The following is a 21,455-nucleotide window of genomic DNA, read 5'->3' on the forward strand; positions in this document are numbered from 1 at the left end:
CTATTCCTCCTCATCGATTACTTTTCATGTTGGCACGTAATTTTTTAATGGCGATTGTTAGGCATAAAACAATAATCAAGATATACGCTATTAAATAGGTAATCCAAACAGGTAATTTCACGCCTGAAAGTTCGCTAAGCGCATCTCCCATTTCCGGAGAAATAAGTGTCAGCATCAAAGCACCTGGATTAATAGACGCCCAGAAATAGGTCATAAAGGAGGTACCTGTTCCAATGGTGTTGCCCATTTGATGAAAGGCCATTGTTAAAAAGAAGAAGAATGCTGTAATACCACCCAAGAAAATAATTGAGCCATATGTGGCAATCATGGCAACAATGGTTCTTTTTGTAATTGTGGAGAACATCACGCCTATGCTACCAATGGCTACTACAGTGACTAAATAAAATAAAAATATAGAAATAAGCTGTGAAGGCGACACACCACCGAATAGAAACACTAAGCTATATAGTGGCAATCCCGCTACCAGCATCAATACTAGAAATGCTACAGAAGATAGTAATTTTCCAACAACAATTTGTGTAGAACTTTGTGTCGTTGTTAATAAAATATTTAATGTTTGCTTTTCGCGCTCACTGCTAATGGCACCTGCAGTCAAACTTGGTGTAATGAAAAGAACTAATGCCATTTGTAAAATGGTTAGCACAGCAAACATCATAAAGCTTGTCTCTGGTCTAAAGAAGCCTCTGCCAGTAAATTCAGTTGTAAGCAATAAAAACCCTGCAATGAAAATACACAGTACTGCTAAATAAAACATTAAACCTGAAAAGCTTTTAAAAGAACGGAAGCGTAACTTCAATTCTTTTACAAGTACTGGATTATAAAATCTTTCCATCATTGATTGTCCGCTCCCTTCGTAATCGCCATAAAGACATCCTCTAAATCCTTCTCTTCTTCACTTAAAGCATAAATCGGTAAATCGGCAAGCATCGCCTTTTTCAGCAATGCCACCTGCTCTACATCTGTTCCTCGATAATTAAAGGCTATTTCTAATCGATTGTCGATGACATCAAGAGATGAAATTTGAGGATCTTCCTCTAAAAATGCACGTACTGCATCCAGTTGATCTGTCACTTTCAATACAATACGCTTTTCTCCCTGTAGCTGAGCCTGAATCGCAGCTACATTGCCATGCGCAATTAATTTACCATTATCAATAACACCGATTTCATCACACATCTCAGCAAGTTCTGGCAAAATATGCGACGAGATTAAAATTGTTTTTCCCATGGACTTTAAATTCCGTAAAATATCTCGCATTTCCACACGAGCCCGTGGATCTAGTCCTGATGCTGGCTCATCTAGAATTAAAACCTTTGGATCATGGATAAGTGCACGGGCTAAACATAAACGTTGCTTCATACCACGTGATAATAAATCAACATATTCGTAGCGTTTATTTGTTAAATTCACTAGTTCTAATAGTTGTGGAATTAACACTTGACGCTCTGCTAATTGGATACCGTAGCTCGCTCCATAAAAATCTAAATATTCATCTACTTTTAACTGATCATATACACCAAAGAAATCGGGCATATAACCAATTTGCTTACGAACTTCTTTTGGTTCCTTCACTACACTTTTGCCATTTATTAGAGCATCACCTGAAGTCGGTGACAATAGCGTAGCTAAAATAGAGAAGGTTGTTGATTTACCTGCTCCATTGGCGCCAACAAATCCAAATACAACGCCTTCTTCTAAAGATAAGTTTAAATGATCTAGTGCTGTAAAGGAGCCATACCGTTTCGTTAAATCACGAATTTCAATCATTATTTTGCCACTCCTTTCAGCTCTATGTCTGGTAACTTCGTTTGTTCCCCTGATGGATCGGGACCATACTTTAATTCAATGCGAAGCTCTCCTTCTTGATTAAAGTAAGTTGAAATTTTATCAGTAAACACTTGCTTTGTATCAACCAATGGCTCATATACATTCGTTTCATTATTCCAAATGGAAAGCTGCATACGTGCGACATCCTTATTAGAAATTGTCAGCTCATTAAATGATTTAATAACATCCATAAATTGATCTGGCATGGCCATCGTTACTTCATACAACCCTTCAGATAGGTACCATTTGTTCAATTCTTCCTCGATCTTTTCATAATACCCATTTGCTGATAGTGGCTCTACTGTATACGAGAAGTTATTGCGCTTCATTGTAAATGGACCAGATAGCTCTACTTTTCCTTTAAATGGCTGAACAAGCATCGTAATCGGTGACATATTGGCACTTGTTTCTAATTCAACCCCTACAATTGCTTGATCTGTCCAAGCAGTAAGTATTGGCTGTTTATCATTTTCTACAAGCGGCAATGCTAATGTTTTCATTCGTTCAATACGCATTGGGTCTACCTCATCCTTTTTCGATGGGTAACTATAATTATAATTATTGAAAATAGATGGTTTTTGAAGAACCGTTGTTTTCAGTTCCTTATTGACCTGTAATGTTCCGTTTGCTTCAATATCACCCAGTTTTACTTCTTTCACACCAGAGATTAATGTGACATCTTTTAATGCGAACGGGAAATTATTTTTAACTGTTCCTGTTAGTTTTTCATTTTTCAGTGTTATATCTATATCCATCTTGCCAATATTTTGTGCTGATGTTTTTCCACCAAAGGACTGCACAGACCAGTAGCTTAAATCACGTAATGTTAGCGTTGAACCGCTAGCGTTTTCTTTTATATAGGAAGATTCATGTAATGGCCCCATCGTGCCTGTGAAATTATTGTAATTTCTTAATGCAACGGCAGTTGTATTTTGATCAGCATTGACTACAAAATCCCCACTGCGATTCGTTAGAATGGACTCTACATAATAGCCATTTACACTACTATCTTCATTTACTTTATAGAATGCAGATTGTTGCACTTGTGGCTGAACAATACGATCCTTCGCTCCGACAATAAAGAGAACAATGGAAAGGACAACAGAGATGGACGGAATAATCCACCATGCATGCTCACGCTTGTCCGCTTTTTTCAAGACAAAATAAAGCATTGGCCCGATAATTAAAATATAAAGAATAATGACAATTAGCATATAGCTCACAGATACTTCGAATGATGGAAATAATTCGTTAATGTTACGAAGTTCATAAGAGATTTGATCGAGAGGAGATTGCCCCTGTCTCATCATTCCTTGCTGTGAAATACTTTGAATATTGATCACTTTAGCTAAAAGTGCTGCATAGCCATCCATAGAAGCGAGTGGTTGATCACCTAAAGAGAAGGTTGTTTGAATAACTTCCCCGCTACCTACTTTTTTCTTTGCTGCTAACACTGCATTATTTTCTGTTAATACAGGTAAACTTCCTTCACTACTAGTAGCTGAGTAAATCGAAATCGGCTGAGTAAAAATGCCGCCTCCTGACAGTTTAGTTAAAGCTTCTGCAGAAATCGAAGTCATTTCTTGTGATAATGACAAAGGTAAATATTCTTTAAAAATACCTGCAGTTGCATCGATTTGGTCAGCAGCACCTAGAAGTAAGGTACCACCATCTTGTACCCATTTAAGTAATACTTCTTGTTGTTTCTGTGTTAAATCAGCAATCGCCACTTCATCTACAACAATAACATTGGCCATAGCAAGTCCTTGTGAATCTTCTGGAAGTGTATAATCTTTTAATTGATTGATATTGAATACTTCCACATTGCTTTGAGCTACAAATGTTGATAAACGTAATAGCGCTGAAAGTCGATCACTTTTATCTGTTAATGTATAAATGAATGTTGATGAGGGATCTAAAAAATTTGATTGCAGACGCTTTGTTCCTTTATAGGCAATCTTTTTTCCTTTTTCAATGTTTCCCTCATAAAAGGCAAATAAATCTGTGTCCGAATAACTATAGTCAGCTAAACCATTTAGATAGAAAGTAAATGTCTTTTCCTCTCCTGCTGCTATATCAATTGGAACGACGAGTGCTGAAGCAGCCTCATAAGAGTTGGCTGAATTGATCGCCATATCTCCAGAAAAGTCAGCCCCATTATTTTTCACTGTAACTTGTAGTGGCACTACTGATTGATATTTCGCTTTTCCTGAAATACCTGCTGTTGCTTTGACCTCTAGCGTAGCAGCAGCGCTCGCCTGTGTTGTAGGCAAGATAAAGCTCATTACAAGCATAACTAGTAAGGTCAGTGCCGTCCATTTTGTCTTTTTCAAAAGCTCAACCCCTTTTTATGTAAATAGATGGTTACATAATTATACGATTTAGATTGCATTTTGTTCCATTTCTTATGATATCTTCATGAATATTCATAAACTCTTAAGAATTCTACAATGCAAAAAGGCAACTCCAAAACAACCTGGAGCTGCCTGATTTTCTATTTAGTATAATCAAACAAACACCGTGCATGATCCTGCACCACTTCAACAAAAGCCTCTACCTGTCTCAATTCAAAGGAGGATTCGTAGCCAATTAGCCAAGTATCACGTGTAAGTCCAAATTCCTTTTCATTATTTGTCAGAGGTATTTTATGAATGCCGTCGTGGTCATTTAACGTAATAGAAGGTAAGATCGCATAACCGATACCATTTAAAGCCATTTGCTTACAAATTTCAATTTGATCCACTAAAATTTGTTTTCTAGGATTTGAAGCAAAATGCTGCTGCCACCATTGTTGAATTTCTTGATAATAGTTGGAATCACTCTTATATTGAATAAATGGACGGTCTGTCTTTAACACATCTTCAATTGTTTTAACCTCTTTGTCCACTAAATATAGAGTATCTCTGAAAAGGTGGATCTTTTCTCCTTTCCAGTCAACCTGGCCTCGTACAATGCCTACATGTGCCTCGCCCTCATAAAGTGCTTTCACAATTTCAGAACTCCAGCCCGTCATCAGGGATATTTTAGCCTCAGGATATTTTGCTACAAAATCCTTCAAGATTTTTGGTAGCCAGTTTTGACCAACGATCGATGCACAGGCAATTTTCAATGTCCCATTTACTTTTGTTGTTAAGGATTGTATGGTTTCAAAAATCTCTTCCTTTTTAGCCAGCATTTCCTTTGCATAGGCTATCACCTGTTCGCCAGCGGGTGTTGCTGTAAGACCTTTCTGTGAGCGAATAAATAACTGTGCACCCCAGTCTTTTTCAATCGTTTGCAATCGTTGTGAAAGGGCTGGTTGGGATAAAAATAGACGTTCTGCTGCTTTCCGCATATTACGTTCTTCAGCTAAAATTTTTAAAATTTCTGCCTCTGTTGCCATCAAACAATAAACCTCCAATACAAGCAAAGAGGGCCTCATGATTTTCATCTGAGTTCCCTCTTAAGCTACTACTCTTTTTGATAAATATATTTTTTCAATTGCTTCAAAATAACACGTCTTGTTAATATCCCTGCAAATGTACCATCTTCGTCCACTACACATAAAAAAGCGTGGTTAATGACTAAATCCAAAGCACGCTGGAAAGTATCCGTCAGCTTTAATACAGCGATCTCTTTTTCCATAATAGTGTCAACCTTAATATCAGGTAGCTTTTCATATTCTATATGCTCAAGTCCAAGAATCGATTCGGTAATCATTTTCATGCTTAGTAAACCTTGAAGTCGATATTTCAAATCTAATACAGGTATGGACGAGTACCCTGTACGTGTTAGTACAAGGAGTGCATGTTCCGCACTATTTCCAATTTGTACATGTGCAACTTTTTCAGAGGAAATGATAAACTCACTAATTGGCATTGCTAATAAGTCTTTGCTGTTAGTTGAAATCATGAACTTCTTCTCCTTTTCTGTCCTCACTGTGTAGAACAGTCCTTCCCTTTCATCATATCACAACTTTTCTATGTATGACCATGACCAGGCCGAGAAGAGTTTTTCATGAACAATGAATTATTTTAGCCCATACAGCAAAAACTTAGTATATCTTCATTCAGTCAAGCTTTTCATGACTGAATGAAGATGGTTCCTATCTAATAGCCAGCCTTACTCCAGTAATAAAAAATCATGATTCCTAAAAAAAGCAAAAAAATTGCATAGACCCAAACAATTGGGTTCAACATCGTTGCATACTCTTCAACTGTTTCTGAAATCGGGGTATCATTTTCAGATTTCCGTTCAGAAGTCATTTTGGCTATTTTTAGCGTATAGACAAACGAAATAGCAGAAATGATCACAATGGCAATAATTGCTGGTATTAACCACATACCCATTGGCAAAACTCCTTTCTTTACCCTTAGTATGCGTCAACCCAGCTCTCTGTTATGCAAACATTTTTAGAATGGATATTGATTGAGCCACTGCCCACCATCCAATGTCACACATTCTCCATTCATATAACTTGCTTTGTTAGACATCATAAACGTAGCTAAATCAGCAATTTCTTCCGGTGTTCCTATACGACCTAGCGGAACAGAATCTAGTGTACGAGCTGCCGCTGCTTCTGATTCCCAAAGCTTATCGGCTCCACCAGTACGCTCGATTGGACCTGGTGCAATCGCATTAACGCGAATTCCATACTGTTTTCCCCACTCGACAGCTAGCGTTCTTGTCAATGATAGTACCCCCGCTTTGGCCGCAGCAGAATGGATCACACCAGCGCCTGCATTCCAAGCATAAGTCGCCACCATATTTAATATAGACCCCTTGATTTTTTGCTCAATCCAATACTTGCCGACTACTGAAGAACAGTAGAATGTACCATTTAATACAATATCCACGACAGCCTTCCAGCCATTCGGTGATAAATCTTCTGCACGTACAATAAAGTTACCTGCAGCATTATTCACAAGCCCATCCACTTGACCAAATTTTTCTACAGCAAATGCGAGCATAGCTTCAGCATGCTCAGGTACGCGTACATCCATTTGGAATGTCTCGATAGAGGGACCAGCCTCCGCTATAAATTTCTTTGCCTCTGCTAATCGTTCTTCGTTACGTCCCGTTATGACAACATTAGCTCCCTCAGTGACGAATTGCTTAGCCATATACAGCCCCATGCCACTTGATCCACCCGTAATAATAATAGTCTTCCCTTGCAACATTCCATTTCCCCCTTTGTTAAAAATGAATGATGATTCACTAAAATTTTACTATATATTCTCGAATATGTCATATTAATTCTATAGATTGCTAGTTTATTTTCTAAAAAAATATAAGAGAGCTATTCATTAGTTTGAACAGCTCCCTACATAGTGTTGAAAAACAAAACCATCAATAGAGTTTTTGTGAAAGGTGAAAATGGATTTCTGTTGCAGGCTACTTGCTTTCCTGTGGGCGAGCGTCAAGCAGCCTTCCGCATTAATCCACACATATAAATTGAAAGTGTCCACTACTCATTTTATTGATAGTTGTTGTGACTAATCATTCTTCACATTGAAAATAAGAGTCTATCCCCTCTCTAATCATACAAATAATGGGCTATTTTGTTCCCTACTGCTAGTATGAAAGAGGAAAAGACACTTTTGCAGAATGGTTGATTGGAGTGGAGCTAGCGTCACAGAGGAGACTCTGGAGCTAGCGTAAGTGAGTGAAGCGGCTCATCGGACGCCCCCTGGAAAGGACGCTGGCGGAACGGAAATCAACCCCTCGCCTTGCCAAAAGGCCTTTTTCTACTAGTGACATGATCTTTTTTCAACAACATAGAGAGAGCTATCCATTAGTTTGAATAGCTCTCTTATATTATTAAAACTCATACGTATAGGCGATTTTGTATAGCTCCATTAATTCTTCTTTGGTTGGTATCTTCGGATTATTCCCAGGGCTACCACTTGCAAGAGCATCCTCAGCCATTTTAGGTATGGCCTGATAATAAGCATGCTCCTCTATGCCCCATTGCTTTAAATTGCCAATCTTCATATGCTTACACATTTCTTTAATGGACGTAATGGCAAGCTGAGCAAGCTCTTCTTGTGATAAACTTTCTTTTGTTTTATTAAAAAACTGTCCTAAATCTGCTAATCGATCTATACAAGCTTCTTTTGAATAGTCTAGTACAGCTGGTAAAAGCATCGCATTGGAGATGCCATGTGGTACGTGGAAAAGTGCACCAATCGGACGCGACATTCCATGTACGAGGGCAACAGAAGCATTTGAAAATGACAGCCCTGCCTGCATCGAACCTAATGACATGGCTTCCCTCGCATCAACATCATCTCCATGTTCATAAACCTTTATCATGTTATTAACGATTAATTCCATGGCAGATAAGGCCAGCACATTCGAATAGGGGTGAGCTAAGCGCGATAAATAGCTCTCAATGGCATGGCTCAATGCATCTATTCCTGTTGCTGCAGTAATTGCAGGAGGTGAAGTAATGGTTAAAATAGGATCCACAATCGCAATAGTTGGCATAAAAGCTGGTTGCTTAATCATCATTTTTACATCACTTTTTGTATTGGTAATAACAGTTGCATCTGTTGCTTCAGAGCCTGTACCCGCTGTCGTTGGTATCGCAATGTGTGGAATTGGCGAATAAGCTGCAACCTTTGCCATTTTCATATAATCTCCTATGTAGCCGCCGTTTGTAGCCACTACTGCAATCGCCTTTGCCGTATCAATACAGCTACCACCACCAACAGATATAATGACATCACAGTTTTCTTTCTGCAAAAGCTGCAAGCCCTCTGCTACATACGTATCAACTGGCTCTGTTGTCACCCCTAAATATGAAACGACTTCCATCCCTTGGGTCTTTAACAGCGCATAGCATTGCTTGACAAAGCCTAAGCCGTCCATGATTGGGTCACTAATAATTAATGCCTTGGAGCCTAGTTTTTTTGCATACTCTCCTACTTCTTCAAATGAATCACGACCATACACAATCGTTCCTGGTGAATGAACGGTAAAGATGGTTTTTGTTTGAATCATATTTTCCCTCCTAAGCTATTGAGCTGTATAGCCACCATCTAATAGAATGGCTTGACCGGTTAACCCCTTTGCTACATCACTTGCTAAATATAATGCAAGCCCTGTAATTTCCGAGACATCAAGTAAACGTTTTTGTGGTACAAGTGGATATAACACTTGTTCAAGTACTTCCTCCACTTGAATACCTCGTGTTTTTGCTAAATCCATAAACTGATTACGTACTAATTCCGTATCAACATACCCCGGACAGATGGCATTAACCGTGATTCCATCCGTGGCCACCTCAAGTGCGGTTACCTTGGTAAGTCCAATTACACCATGCTTTGCTGCATTGTAACCAGCCTTACCAGCAAAGCCAATGATGCCATTGATGGATGCCATATTGATAATACGACCAAATTGATTTTTCTTCATATGTGGTAACGCATACTTCATCGCCACAAATGGGGCAACCACCATTACTTTTTGCATAGCCTCAAAAATTTCTGTCTTAAAATCCTCAATAAGCGATACATGTTGAAATCCTGCATTATTGATTAAAATATCTAATGTTGAGAATTTTTTAATAGTAAAATCAATGGCTTCTCGTATGGCTTGTTCTTCTGTCACATCACATATAAAGGAAGTTAAAGAGGGGTTTTGTGAGACAGCTTCCTCTAAAAGCTGTTCATTTTTATCCGTAATCACTACATTAGCTCCTTGCTCAGCAAATGCTTGTGCCATGGCAAGGCCGATACCACGAGCTGCCCCTGTAATAAAAACCGTTTTTCCTTGCATACTACATCCCTCCCTCTTTTTTAGAAAAAGAGCTGTATGTCTCTACAGCTCTTGGTTTTATTAGTCGTTATTGCTAGGGAATGCAAATGTTGATGCTGTGGATGCATTGCCTGCCATCCATCGCTCTGAAATTGTCTTTGTTTTTGTAAAGAATCGTGCTTGATCTGGGCCAAACATATGCCCCTCGCCAAAACGAGAGCCTTTAAAACCAGCGAAGTTATGATAGCCAACTGGAATAGGAATTGGTACATTGACACCTACCATGCCAACATCAATTTCTGTTGTAAATTTTCGAGCTGCTAGTCCATCATTGGTAAAGATTGTGACACCATTACCTAGCTCATGCTTATTTATAAGTGCAATAGCTTCCTCCAATGACTCAACACGAACAACATTACGAGCTGGGCCAAATATTTCTTGCTCATAAACTTCCATGCCTGGCTTTACATGATCTAATAATGTAGGTCCTACATAAAATCCTTTAGACTCTTTGACAATGTCAAGTTCTCGTCCATCGCAAACTACTGAAGCTCCTTCTGTTTCTCCTCGATCAATTGCAGCAAGTATTGCTTCTTTTGATTGTTGAGAAATAACAGGGCCAAAATCTGAATCAGGGTTTGTATATGGGCCTACCTTTAGATTAGCAATTTTTTCCTTCAGGATCTCCACTAGACGGTCTGCAGTATCTTTTCCTACAGGCATAATGGTAGATATCGCCATACAACGCTGGGATGCTGCCCCATAAGCTGCTCCAATAAAGGCATTAGCTACCTGTTCAAGATCAGCATCTGGCATCACGACCATATTATTTTTACCACCACCAAGTGCTGTTACACGCTTTCCATATTTTGACCCTGTTTCATAAATATACTTTGCTACTGGTGTTGATCCAACGAATGAAATCGCTTGCACAGTTGGGTTTTCTAAAAGTTCGTTGACCGCATCTTTATCACCATTGATCACTGTCCAAATGCCATCAGGCAACCCAGCTTTCTTCCATAGCTCACTAACATACAATGCAGTCATTGGCACACGCTCCGATGCTTTTAAAACAACCGCATTTCCTACAGCAATAGCCATACTCGTTTGTGCTAAAGGCACCATGATTGGGAAATTAAATGGAGAAATTGCCGCCACAACCCCTAATGGATATTTTGCAGAATAGGCATTTATTTGACCTCCAACATTAACAGAGTATTCTCCTTTCATTAAGTGAGGCGCACCGATGGCTAAGTCGACAGATTCAAGTCCTCGTGTAATTTCACCTTTGGCATCTTCAATCGTTTTACCGCTTTCAGTACAAATGATTTGTAATAGCTCCTCCATATTTTCAGTAACAAGGTTACGGAACTTTAGCACAATTTCTGCACGCTTAGCCACTGATGTATCACGCCAAGTTGGAAATGCTGCTTGAGCTTGCTCGATTGCATCTCGTGTTTCTTCTACTGTTGCAAGGGGAACCTTAGCAATGACTTCACCTGTTGTTGGATTAAATACCGACCCAAACCGGCCACTTTTCCCTTCAACCAATTTACCGCCAATAAAATGTGTTAATGTTTTAACCTCTTGCGCTGTTGTCATATCCATTTCCTCCTCTTAAAATTGTTCTAGTTTACATTTTTCTTTTAAGCTTAAATAAGCAGCAGACATATCATTTTCTCCATAGCCCTGCTGAGCAATTTCACTGTAAAGATCCACCAATTTTTCACCGATTCGTAGAGATACGCCAGCTTCATCTGCCATTTCCTTAGCTAACTTCAAATCTTTTAATAGTAGATTTGTCGAAAAGCCTGGCTCATAATTATCATTTTTCATATATTCCACATAATTGCGTTCATAAATACGGCTTTGCCCATAGCTATTACTTAAGACTTCATATAGGGTGTCTGCCTGAATACCCATTTTTTCGCCAAGTACAATTGTTTCAGCGACCGCCTCTGTGTAAAAACCAATCATTAAGTTATTGAGTAATTTAATTCGCGTTCCTACACTTGAAGATGTGCCCAAGTGATAAACGTTTTTCCCGACTATTTCGAATATTTTAGCAGCACTTTTATAATCATCTGTGTCACCACCAACCATAATGGTTAATGTCGCATTGACAGCCCCAATTACACCCCCACTGACAGGTGCTCCCAAATAACGTAATCCCAAAGCTTTAGCTTCTGAATGTAACGTATCATTCAATTCGGGATTAACAGTACTAAAATCAATCAGTAGGCTTCCCTTCTTTGCATGTTGTAAAATTCCTTGTTCGGACTGAAAAACCAATTCTACAACGTGAGGGGTAGGCAAACTGGTCATAATAATATCACATTGTTTCGCAATATCCATAGCTGTCTCAAGACCGATACCACCTGCTGCTACGAATTGTTCCATTGCCTTTGTATTTGTATCGAAGCCATACACCTCATAATCTGCTCTTAATAAGTTAATAGACATTGGTAAACCCATATTCCCTAAGCCGATAAAACCTAATTTTTCCTTCATTGTGACCTCCCCCAATTCTTGAAAATACAACAGAAAAGCTTGATGATGCACTAGCCAACTTTCATTTTTTAAAGTAACATTAATAACAAGATATTTTAATGACCACGGTCACTGACTTCGGTCAATTAAATCATAATCAATAGAAATCCATCTCGTCAATTAAAAATTCGATATTTTCAGAATGTTTTTTATGGAAAATATTTCACAATACTTAATATAGGAGGTAATAGGTGACAATGGAAGCACTCACAAGCAGACAGAAAAAGGCATTGGAAACACGTGAAAAATTATTGAAAACCTCTTTGGATTTATTTAATAAATATGGTTATGAACATGTATCTGTTGAACAAATTACGAAGGCTTGCAATGTTTCAAAGGGTACATTTTATACACATTTCCCATCTAAATATGATGTTATTTTAGAAAAATTTATGGAACTTGATCATTTTTATAGTACGGTTGAAAAAAAGATTGATGGTACATTATCAGCAAGTGAAAAAATACTATTAGTGTATCAAGAGCAAATGAAGTATTTAACAAATGTGGTGGGAAAGGATTTATTACGTACAGTATATACCGCTGCCATGACAAACCAAGTAGAACAGGATCATTATTTAATTAATCCCCAACGTAAGATTTTTCAAATAATGAACACATATATCGAGGAAGGCATTCAACAAGGCGAATTTAGACAAGATGTATCTGCCACTACCATACAATCAATTATTCAGCGTTGTATGCGTGCCAATGTTTATGATTGGTTAATACATAGTGAAGATTTTGACCTCGCCTCTGAGATGGCCCAATTTACGGCAATTGTCTTAAATGGTCTTAAAAACGACAAATAAAAAAGTAGCACTTCATCTATTTTGCGATGAAAGTGCTACCTGTTTTCTAGCTGACAAAATATTGTTGTACAATGGTTTCAACGGGTAATGGTTTATTATACAAATAGCCTTGCCCTTTTTGACAACGATGACGTTTAAGAAAATCGACTTGTATTGGTTCTTCAATACCCTCTGCAATGACCTCTAATCCTAAATTATGAGACATTGAAATAATGGCCTTTATGATGGCTTCATTTTTGTCATCCTTTGCTATATCTGCAATAAATGACTGATCAATTTTAATAATATCAATTGGATAACGCTTGAGATAACTTAAGGAGGAATAGCCTGTACCAAAGTCATCCACAGACACATAAACACCTAATTGCTTCAGTTCTGTAAGTATCGAAAATGTTTCATGAACGTTTGTCATAGAACTTTCGGTAATTTCTACTTCTAATAATTCAGGTGGAACATCATATTTTTTTAAAGCTGTTTTAATTTTTCGGGCAAAGTTTTCTTTTCTAAACTGTTTTGGAGATATATTGACTGCAACACGTACAGGACGGTATCCCTTCGATTGCCATTCTCTTTGGTAACGACATACCTCATCAATAATCCAATCACCGATTTCAATAATTAAACCTGAGGCTTCTGCAATAGGAATAAATTGTGCAGGTGATACAAAACCAAATTTACGATTATTCCAACGCAGTAATGCTTCAAAGCTATTGATGCTATTATTTGCTAAATCCATTTGTGGTTGTAAATGGAGACTAAGCTCATTAAATTCGATTGCTCTACGTAAATGTGCCTCCATCAATGCTTCATTTGGAAAAATGGCTGTCATATCTTCACGGTAGTAGCGGTAATGCGATCGACCATGTTCTTTAACAGAAAATAAAGCTTTATCTGCTTTCCGTACAAGTGTCTCGATATCTTTACCATCTGCTGGACTAAGTGAAATCCCAATCGACACGCTAATAAAATATTCCTGTCCATCTATCATAAAAGGCTGTTTTAATACGTCCATGATCAAGTTAGCAGTTCGCTCAATTTTTTGGATAGTTGCATCTTTTAGTACAAATATAAATTCATCACTATTATATCGGTATAGCGAACATTTTGAGTAGCAAAGCTCCCGTAACCTGTGACTAAACATACGCATCAACTCGTCTCCCTTGCTCTCACCAAGGGATTCATTAAACTTTTTAAAACGGTCAATGTCAACTAAAATAAGGGCCGCTTGCTTATGCTCCTGTTTTTTATCATTTAAATGTTGTAGCCAATGTTCCTTAAAAGCTTTTCGATTCCAAATACCTGTTAATTCGTCCATCAGCGCTAGGTAATAGAATGCTTCGTGATCATTCATAAATGAATTAGCATCTTTAACAAATAAGTGTACACCTACAACTTCACCATTATAATACGTTGGATGCGTTCTTAAATAAAAGGGCTCTTTACTAAGCAATTGACCCTTTAATAAACATTTAGGCATGCCAAACGCTGAACCTTCAATTGTTTTAGTAAATAATAATTTGAATTCATTAAGATATTTACTTTCTAATAATGAAAAAATATCTAGTCCAATTAGACTGTGCTGCTCTCTCGATAGTAGAGCAGTAGCAGCAATATTTTGATGAATGATTCGACCTTGTAAATCTGCCGTTAACACTGGACTTACATGTTGTTCAATGAATTGTAAATAGGGCTTCTCTTCAAATGGTGTTGCTCGAAGAATAATGGCAACCATTGATTCAGAAAAGTGCTGAACATGAAGCACGAATGTTTTCTCTTGAAGACCAGTACCTAATTTTAGGACATGCTGTTTATTGAATTCTTGATTTAGAAGTTCCGACAATTGCAGCCAGCATTGCTTTGTAAAAAAGTTCTCCGCGTTTTTGGCTGTTATATCCTCCAGCTCAATCAATGACGATAGCTTTTCATTAAATTCAACGACCTCAAACGCTGTCGTATCAACTTTTCTCAAACAAGCGACTGCATCAAATGGATTCAGTTGTATGAGCTGTTGATAATCTGCAAATGGCGCTACACTTTCTCTACATTTTTTCATTCTATCCCTCACTAAGTAGCGTGTTTGCTCTATTCTTCATCTAGCGTAGGCTTTAATGCATCCTTCAAGAAAATTTCCTGGCTATTTAATGGATCTTCGCTGCGATCAAACTCTTTGTAATGATACTTACCATTAGAGTCTTGAATACGTGCTTTGGCAGTATCCATTAATTGTGCATTCATTATGTCAATAATACGAGTTTTTGCTTCACTTGCATATACAGGGAATAAAATTTCTACACGTTTAATCATATTGCGTGTCATCATGTCTGCGGAGGATAAATAGACTTTGTTTTCCCCATTATGATGGAACCAATAAATACGAGAATGTTCAAGGAAACGACCAACAATACTTGTTACGGTAATGTTTTCACTAATACCTGGGATACCTGGCCTAATACAGCATATACCACGAATAATAAGCTCCACCTTTACACCTGCAATCGAAGCCTCATAAAGCTTCATCATTAAGTCCTTGTCGGTTAGTGAATTCATTTTTGCACGAATAAAACCATTACCATATTTTTTATGACAGGCAATTTCCTCATCCATTAAACGAATAAACTCATCTCGTATATCAAATGGTGCCACGACTAAATGATTAAAGGTAGGCTTTTCTGTATAGCCACTTAAGTAGTTAAAGAAATTTGTCGCATCAATGCCAAACTCTTTATCTGTAGTTATTATGCCCATATCCGTATAGATTTTTGCAGTAGCATCATTATAATTTCCTGTACCCAGATGGACAAAACGTTCAATTTTGCCATGACGACGACTAACAACTAGTGTGATTTTGGAGTGTGTTTTTAGGTTATTCATACCATAAATCACAAGACAACCCGCTTGTTCTAATTGTTTTGCCCAGTGCACATTATTTTCTTCATCGAAACGGGCCTTTAGCTCAACTAATACTGTTACTTGTTTACCGTTTTCAGCGGCAAGCTTTAACGCTTGAATAATCGGCGAATTCCCACTTACTCGATATAATGTTTGTTTTATTGCTAACACATTCGGGTTGACAGCTGACTCAGAAATAAAATCAACAATAGGGGCAAACGATTCATATGGATGATGGAAAAATATATCTTGTTGAAGTGCTTTTTCAAAAATATTTTCGTCTGACTGTAAATCTAAAGGTGGCTGTGGGATAAAGCTTTCATATTCTAGATGCTCACGACCTACAGAAATACCTTTGACAAAAGAGAACATAAACGTTAAATCCAACGGTCCATCAATATGGAATACATCGGATTCTTCTATTTCAAATTCATCTAATAAGTATTGCAGCACTTCCTCGTTCATTTCTCCAACTCGAACTTCTAAACGGCTACCTACTCCCCATTTTCGCTTTTTCAGCTCTTTTTCGATCTCCACTAAAAGATCTCGAGCACCCTCTTCATGGATAGTTAAATCCGCATTTCTTGTTAAACGGAAGGCTTGCGCTGATTTTACACTATAGCCATAAAATAGTTTTTCAATATGAGCTACTATTACATCCTCCAATAAAACAACAACTGTTTTCCCTTCTTCGGATGGTACTTTAATATAGCGATCTAAAACAGATGGAACCTGAACAATCGCCACTTTTTCACGACTTTCAAGATCTGTCTCATCCTGCTCTATCAGTACTAGTAAATTTAAGGTTTTACCAAGCAAGGTTGGGAAAGGACGATATGCATCCACTGCCACAGGTGTTAAAACTGGGAAGATAGTTTCTGTAAACATTTCATTGATAAATGATTTTTGCGTGCTATTTAAATCTTTCATGTCCGCAATATGTACATTATGTTGTGGCAGTAAATCGTAGATTAAATGTCGATATACCTCAGTTTGTCGACGAACTAATGCTTGTGTACGCTCTGCGATTTTAGCCAGCTGTTCTTTCGGTGTTAATCCAGATTTATTTTCGGGCTTATGAAAACCAGCGCGTACTTGGTCCTGTAATCCTGCAACACGCACCATAAAAAATTCATCTAAATTTGAACTAAATATAGCTAAAAATTTTAAACGCTCTAGCAGAGGATTATTAATATCCTCTGCTTCCTCTAACACTCGCTCATTAAAGGCAAGCCAGCTTAATTCGCGATTATTGTAGTATTGAGGCTTTGCAATTTCCTCTAACAATAAATTGTAGTTTTCGGAAAACTCTTCCTCATGTAGCTCGTTTTTCGTTACTTCAGTTGTCATCCATTGTTCCACCCTTCTTCAATAAAATTGATTTTCATTGGGATTTTTAATGCACGTTCTAAATGCTTCCTATGTCGATTGGCTTGATACTTTTCAGCCTCAGCATTCTTTTTTACATAAATATCAAGCTGAACATGATCTTCTTCCGTGTGCATCTCAATAGCATGTACGATATTGCGCTTTGAAACATTTAATGCATAGACAAATTTTAATAACGCTCCGAAATCTCGTATTTTGCGATATTCCTCTCGACTCATCCATGTTGCAAATGGAGCAGCAAATCGTTCGAAATAATCTTTATTTTTATAGGAGGCAAGAAGTGCTAGTTTTACTTTTTCTAAATGATTTAAACCATCAATGGATTGATTCGCAATTAAGTAAAAGGTATGTTGGCTTGAAGAGCTCAGTTCAATATACTCTCCTATATTAAAAACCTTCGCAGCCTTTGTTAATAAATGTAAATCTTTTGGGTTATAATGCAAGCACCCTAAATGACAACATTCACGATACAATTGATCTGCCAAATGCATTAAGTAATCAACTTCCATTTCACTCCGACCATATTGACGTGCTAATCTTCTAGCATTTCCTTCAAACACATTGTATTTATCAAATGCCTGTGCATCTGTTTGCAAAATCCGTTGAATAATGAGACCTTCACGTAAACCTCGCTTTGTCAGTTGAAATGACTCACTACCAACTACCTCCATCAACACTCTAAATACCTCTAATGCAGGTACAATGATATCTGCACGATCAGATGAGAGCCCATCCAATTGTTTCAATTCTTGAAAGCTTAATTGCCCTAAAAATAAGCTTAAATCATCCAAACTTCCCTTTTTCATTTCGTAACCATGAACACTGGCAATAGGATAATCATGCTTTTGTTGATGTATTTGCGCTATATTCCGCGCACTACCACCAATGGCGATAATAGGTAAAGCAGCATTCTGGATCCAAGGGAGTGTTTGGAATTGCTCTTTTACAAAGGCGATGAGCTCCTTTTTTTCACTACTATTGATAATGTCACCTTTTACAAAACGTTGCTTTAAAGAAACTGTCCCAAAAGGAAAACTATGTGATTGCTGAATTTCTTTATTTTCAAACAGCGTAATTTCGGTACTACCACCACCGATATCAATCGTCACGGCCGATTTCGTCCCCATGGAATAGGCAACAGCAACGTAGCCAAAATAGGCTTCTTTCTCTTCTGATAAAAGCTCAATTTGGATACCAGTTCGTTCTTTCATTTCCTCAATAATTTTATCTCGATTAGTGGCTTGTCGGATAGCAGCAGTCGCAGCAGCTTTCACATCGGTTACTTCAAAATCCTCAAGCATGGCTTTAAATGTTAATAAAGTTTCTGATAACACTTGAATACCTTCTTCAGACATCTCTCCTGAGGGCTGTATATATGTACGCAAACGTGCTACCGTTTTAATATTTCCAAGCTCTCGAAGTCCCTCATCATTATCATATTGATATAATACTAATCGAATAGTATTGGAGCCGATATCAATAATAGCTGTTTTTAATTCATTCAAATAATCACATCCTTCAAGCATCTACAATTTATTTTGTTCATAATATTTGGACATATACAAAAAAGTCGGACCCTCTTAATTAAGGCATCCGACTTTACTTTCATTTATTTATACTTGCAGGATACCCATTATTAAAATTGTGAAGTATCATGTAAGCCATGGTGTTTACAGAATAAGTTGGTCAACACGTAAAATGAGCTCTGCAATTTCTGGCTTACTTATTTGATCCTCTGCCCCTACTTGATCACCTTTGTGACGAAGATCATCCGTAATTAGACTTGAGAAAATGATGACAGGAAGCTTTTGAAGATCGGGATGCTCTTTGATTTTTCGTGTTAAATGATGGCCGTCCATTTGCGGCATTTCAATATCAGTTACCACCAATTGAATATGCTCAGCTATATCACTACCACTATTTGCAATTCCCTCTAAGTATTCATAAGCATCGCGACCATTTTCAAAGAATTCAACGTTGTCATAACCAGCTTCACTCATCGTGTCGAATAGTAATTTACGTAATAACGGTGAATCTTCTGCAATTAAAATTCGCTTTCCAGATCGCTCACGTTTGCCGAGCTTTTTAACAGATTCTACACTAATACCTGAAGCAGGATTGATGTCCACCATAATTCTTTCGAAATCTAGTAATAGAATCATTTGTTCATTCTGTTTAATCACACCAATTACTTGTGATGTTCCTCCTTGATACATATCCGAAGGCTTTTCGATTTGATTCCAAGAAATACGATGGATTTGTGTTACATTATCTACATGGAAAACGACACGTTGTTTATTAAATTCTGCCACAATATATTTTTGTTGTGGATTACGCTCAGCACCTTGAATCCCTAATACTCGTAGCATATCTACAACAGGTAATACCTCACCTCGTAATTGAATGATTCCTTCTACATGCGGGTGCGCGTGTGGGATAAATGTTACTGGGATCGGTTGAATAATTTCTTTTACTTTAATCACATTGATACCGAATTTATTGTTTGCTACTTCAAATTCAACGATCTCTAGCTCATTTGTGCCACTTTCTAATAATATTCCTTTATGTTCCAATGCAACCCCGCTCCTTTCTCTACATCTGTTTATAATTCAATTGTATCATAGGCAATACATTTCTCCTACTTGCTATTTCCATTTTTATCATTAACTTTTAGATGTACCAATAGACCAACTACAGTCATAACAATCAATGTTGATAAAGCTACGCGACTAGCAAGAGTACCATAATCCTTCATCCACAATGTAACGGTTCCATATACTGCTGGACCGATAATGGATGACACTTTACCTGAAAAGGCAAATAAGCCAAAAAATTGTCCACGTTTCTCGTTTGGTGATAATTCAATAATATATGTCCTAGATGTTACCCACATTGATCCAAGAGATATACCAAATAGACTACCAGCAAGCCAGAACATCCATTGTGCTGTGGCAAAAACAGCGAATACCAACGCAACAATCATAATAAGCGAAACAATCGTTATAGCACGTTTAGCTCCTATTGATTTCGTAATATAACCAAATGCAAGGGAACCAATTATTGTGGACACCGTAGATACCAAGTAAAGAACGATAAATTGCCCAGAACTAAAGCCAACAATTGTTGTCGCATAAACAGCCATCATGGCAATCGTTGTAGCAATGGCATCATTTAAAAAGAAATAAGCAATCATAAAGGTAAAGATTGCTTTATATTGCTTCATCTCTTTAAATGTTTGAATGATTTCTTTATAACCATCTAAAAACTTTAAGGATTTCCGCTGTGATTTTGGAATCGGTGTATCTTTATTAATTAAGAATAATGGCAATGAAAAGAGTAAATACAGGATGGCCGTTGGAATAAATGCTCGATGAAAATCGCTATTACCAACATACAAATAAACAAGTAATCCAAAAAGTGTACCAAGATACCCGATGGCAACACCATACCCTGAGATAAGCGGCATCTCTTCTTTTGTCCCTAAATCTCCCATCATGGAATCGTAAAATACTAAACTTGAATTAAAGAAAAATTTTGCTATAACAAAACTTGCAACTACCAAAAACAAACTAAGAGGCACACCAGAGTAATTGACATTGGTTTGTACATTCGCAAATATGCCCATCATAAACGTAAACAGAATAGATATGGATGCAAACCATACAATAAATCTCTTTTTATAACCTGTGTTATCAATCCAAACACCGAAAAGTGGTGAAAAGATAACGAGTAACAAGCTTGCAATGGCATTTGCATAGGATATAAAGGTGCTCGCAACTTGTTGCATGACTTCATTCGTTCCTAAAACCTCATCCATGTAAAACGGGAAAAATATTGTATTTATATTTGAAGAAAAAATTGTATTCGCAAAATCATAAAATGCCCATGAAAGTATCGGCAAAGATAAATAAATGGCTAATTGACTTCGATGTTGTACGTCTATTGCTGTACTCTTCTTCATAAAACCCTCCCCTCCATTCTCTATAATAATCAATTAATTTCTCTCTGTAATAAAAAATACCTTTTTTTAAAGAAAATTAATATTATTTACAATATAACAGTAATTTCACTGAAAAATAACTGCCAAATGGTCGATACTTGAACACTCGTTTCCCATCGTTTTCCGTGTAAATCAAAAAAAGGTGGTTGATTTCCGTTCCGCCAGCGTCCTTTCCAGGGGGCGTCCGATGAGCCGCTTCACTCACTTGCGTTCGCTCCAGGGTCTCACCT

The 21,455-nt window shown here is 37.5% G+C and carries 17 protein-coding genes and 1 pseudogene; 1 reads left to right on the forward strand and 17 read right to left on the reverse strand.

Going from position 1 to position 21,455, the window contains the following annotated elements:
- Window positions 1-10 precede the first annotated feature (10 nt).
- From ACEVFT_RS04160 to ACEVFT_RS04210, 11 genes are all read right to left on the reverse strand, one after another.
- Entirely contained in the window at window positions 11-856 is an 846-nt protein-coding gene (locus tag ACEVFT_RS04160) for an ABC transporter permease (protein ID WP_342533996.1), read from the reverse strand.
- On the reverse strand, window positions 853-1,788 hold the full coding sequence (locus tag ACEVFT_RS04165) for an ABC transporter ATP-binding protein (protein WP_205441567.1): 936 nt from the start codon (window positions 1,786-1,788) through the stop codon (window positions 853-855). The genes ACEVFT_RS04160 and ACEVFT_RS04165 overlap by 4 nt, the downstream gene beginning before the upstream one ends.
- Complete coding sequence (locus ACEVFT_RS04170; RefSeq protein WP_393948261.1) at window positions 1,788-4,181, reverse strand: hypothetical protein; 2,394 nt, start codon at window positions 4,179-4,181, stop codon at window positions 1,788-1,790. The genes ACEVFT_RS04165 and ACEVFT_RS04170 overlap by 1 nt, the downstream gene beginning before the upstream one ends.
- A gap of 161 nt (window positions 4,182-4,342) precedes the next feature.
- Window positions 4,343-5,230, reverse strand: a complete 888-nt coding sequence (locus tag ACEVFT_RS04175) for a transcriptional regulator CcpC (protein ID WP_205447275.1) — start codon at window positions 5,228-5,230, stop codon at window positions 4,343-4,345.
- A 68-nt stretch (window positions 5,231-5,298) separates the two neighbouring features.
- Window positions 5,299-5,739: a cyclic-di-AMP-binding protein CbpB gene (cbpB, locus tag ACEVFT_RS04180; protein ID WP_205441563.1), complete on the reverse strand. Its 441-nt coding sequence runs from the start codon at window positions 5,737-5,739 to the stop codon at window positions 5,299-5,301.
- A gap of 197 nt (window positions 5,740-5,936) precedes the next feature.
- Entirely contained in the window at window positions 5,937-6,176 is a 240-nt protein-coding gene (locus ACEVFT_RS04185) for a hypothetical protein (protein ID WP_048391979.1), read from the reverse strand.
- Window positions 6,177-6,239: 63 nt separating this feature from the next.
- Window positions 6,240-7,007, reverse strand: a complete 768-nt coding sequence (gene fadH, locus ACEVFT_RS04190) for a 2,4-dienoyl-CoA reductase (RefSeq protein ID WP_342533992.1) — start codon at window positions 7,005-7,007, stop codon at window positions 6,240-6,242.
- 640 nt (window positions 7,008-7,647) lie between these two features.
- Window positions 7,648-8,832 (reverse strand): iron-containing alcohol dehydrogenase, encoded by a 1,185-nt coding sequence (locus ACEVFT_RS04195; protein WP_393948263.1) that lies wholly within the window; start codon window positions 8,830-8,832, stop codon window positions 7,648-7,650.
- A gap of 15 nt (window positions 8,833-8,847) precedes the next feature.
- Window positions 8,848-9,609 (reverse strand): 3-hydroxybutyrate dehydrogenase, encoded by a 762-nt coding sequence (locus ACEVFT_RS04200; protein WP_205441557.1) that lies wholly within the window; start codon window positions 9,607-9,609, stop codon window positions 8,848-8,850.
- 60 nt (window positions 9,610-9,669) lie between these two features.
- Window positions 9,670-11,190: a CoA-acylating methylmalonate-semialdehyde dehydrogenase gene (locus ACEVFT_RS04205; protein ID WP_393948265.1), complete on the reverse strand. Its 1,521-nt coding sequence runs from the start codon at window positions 11,188-11,190 to the stop codon at window positions 9,670-9,672.
- Window positions 11,191-11,205: 15 nt separating this feature from the next.
- Complete coding sequence (locus tag ACEVFT_RS04210) at window positions 11,206-12,099, reverse strand: NAD(P)-dependent oxidoreductase (RefSeq protein WP_205441553.1); 894 nt, start codon at window positions 12,097-12,099, stop codon at window positions 11,206-11,208.
- Between the two features lie 236 nt (window positions 12,100-12,335).
- Here ACEVFT_RS04210 and ACEVFT_RS04215 point away from each other — a divergent pair, with 236 nt between their 5' ends.
- Window positions 12,336-12,947: a TetR/AcrR family transcriptional regulator gene (locus ACEVFT_RS04215; RefSeq protein WP_205447273.1), complete on the forward strand. Its 612-nt coding sequence runs from the start codon at window positions 12,336-12,338 to the stop codon at window positions 12,945-12,947.
- Between the two features lie 46 nt (window positions 12,948-12,993).
- Here ACEVFT_RS04215 and ACEVFT_RS04220 read toward each other — a convergent pair whose 3' ends face one another.
- The 6 genes and pseudogenes from ACEVFT_RS04220 to ACEVFT_RS04245 form a co-directional block, all read right to left on the reverse strand.
- Complete coding sequence (locus tag ACEVFT_RS04220) at window positions 12,994-15,000, reverse strand: EAL domain-containing protein (RefSeq protein WP_342442575.1); 2,007 nt, start codon at window positions 14,998-15,000, stop codon at window positions 12,994-12,996.
- Between the two features lie 29 nt (window positions 15,001-15,029).
- Window positions 15,030-17,186 carry an RNA degradosome polyphosphate kinase gene (locus ACEVFT_RS04225; protein ID WP_342442574.1) on the reverse strand — a complete coding sequence of 719 codons (2,157 nt, stop codon included), beginning with the start codon at window positions 17,184-17,186 and terminating at the stop codon, window positions 15,030-15,032.
- Window positions 17,183-18,730, reverse strand: a complete 1,548-nt coding sequence (locus tag ACEVFT_RS04230; protein ID WP_393948268.1) for a Ppx/GppA phosphatase family protein — start codon at window positions 18,728-18,730, stop codon at window positions 17,183-17,185. The genes ACEVFT_RS04225 and ACEVFT_RS04230 overlap by 4 nt, the downstream gene beginning before the upstream one ends.
- 165 nt (window positions 18,731-18,895) lie before the next feature.
- Window positions 18,896-19,798 carry a chemotaxis protein gene (locus tag ACEVFT_RS04235; RefSeq protein WP_205441546.1) on the reverse strand — a complete coding sequence of 301 codons (903 nt, stop codon included), beginning with the start codon at window positions 19,796-19,798 and terminating at the stop codon, window positions 18,896-18,898.
- 65 nt (window positions 19,799-19,863) lie between these two features.
- The gene (locus tag ACEVFT_RS04240) at window positions 19,864-21,186 is read right to left on the reverse strand and encodes an MFS transporter (RefSeq protein ID WP_342442572.1); all 1,323 of its coding nucleotides are present in this window, start codon (window positions 21,184-21,186) and stop codon (window positions 19,864-19,866) included.
- An 82-nt stretch (window positions 21,187-21,268) separates the two neighbouring features.
- Window positions 21,269-21,455 (reverse strand): annotated as a pseudogene (locus ACEVFT_RS04245) (hypothetical protein); the annotation flags it as partial.

This window comes from Lysinibacillus sp. PWR01 (genome assembly GCF_043359455.1).
In the GTDB taxonomy this organism is placed as follows: Bacteria; Bacillota; Bacilli; order Bacillales_A; family Planococcaceae; genus Lysinibacillus; species Lysinibacillus fusiformis_F.

Excerpts from the sequence above, each read along its gene's own strand:
- ACEVFT_RS04160 (WP_342533996.1), bottom strand. The coding sequence starts at position 856 with ATGATGGAAAGATTTTATAATCCAGTACTTGTAAAAGAATTGAAGTTA.
- ACEVFT_RS04165 (WP_205441567.1), bottom strand. The coding sequence starts at position 1,788 with ATGATTGAAATTCGTGATTTAACGAAACGGTATGGCTCCTTTACAGCA.
- ACEVFT_RS04175 (WP_205447275.1), bottom strand. The coding sequence starts at position 5,230 with ATGGCAACAGAGGCAGAAATTTTAAAAATTTTAGCTGAAGAACGTAAT.
- cbpB (WP_205441563.1), bottom strand. The coding sequence starts at position 5,739 with ATGATTTCAACTAACAGCAAAGACTTATTAGCAATGCCAATTAGTGAG.
- ACEVFT_RS04185 (WP_048391979.1), bottom strand. The coding sequence starts at position 6,176 with ATGGGTATGTGGTTAATACCAGCAATTATTGCCATTGTGATCATTTCT.
- fadH (WP_342533992.1), bottom strand. The coding sequence starts at position 7,007 with ATGTTGCAAGGGAAGACTATTATTATTACGGGTGGATCAAGTGGCATG.
- ACEVFT_RS04195 (WP_393948263.1), bottom strand. The coding sequence starts at position 8,832 with ATGATTCAAACAAAAACCATCTTTACCGTTCATTCACCAGGAACGATT.
- ACEVFT_RS04200 (WP_205441557.1), bottom strand. The coding sequence starts at position 9,609 with ATGCAAGGAAAAACGGTTTTTATTACAGGGGCAGCTCGTGGTATCGGC.
- ACEVFT_RS04205 (WP_393948265.1), bottom strand. The coding sequence starts at position 11,190 with ATGACAACAGCGCAAGAGGTTAAAACATTAACACATTTTATTGGCGGT.
- ACEVFT_RS04210 (WP_205441553.1), bottom strand. The coding sequence starts at position 12,099 with ATGAAGGAAAAATTAGGTTTTATCGGCTTAGGGAATATGGGTTTACCA.
- ACEVFT_RS04215 (WP_205447273.1), top strand. The coding sequence starts at position 12,336 with ATGGAAGCACTCACAAGCAGACAGAAAAAGGCATTGGAAACACGTGAA.
- ACEVFT_RS04220 (WP_342442575.1), bottom strand. The coding sequence starts at position 15,000 with ATGAAAAAATGTAGAGAAAGTGTAGCGCCATTTGCAGATTATCAACAG.
- ACEVFT_RS04225 (WP_342442574.1), bottom strand. The coding sequence starts at position 17,186 with ATGACAACTGAAGTAACGAAAAACGAGCTACATGAGGAAGAGTTTTCC.
- ACEVFT_RS04240 (WP_342442572.1), bottom strand. The coding sequence starts at position 21,186 with ATGAAGAAGAGTACAGCAATAGACGTACAACATCGAAGTCAATTAGCC.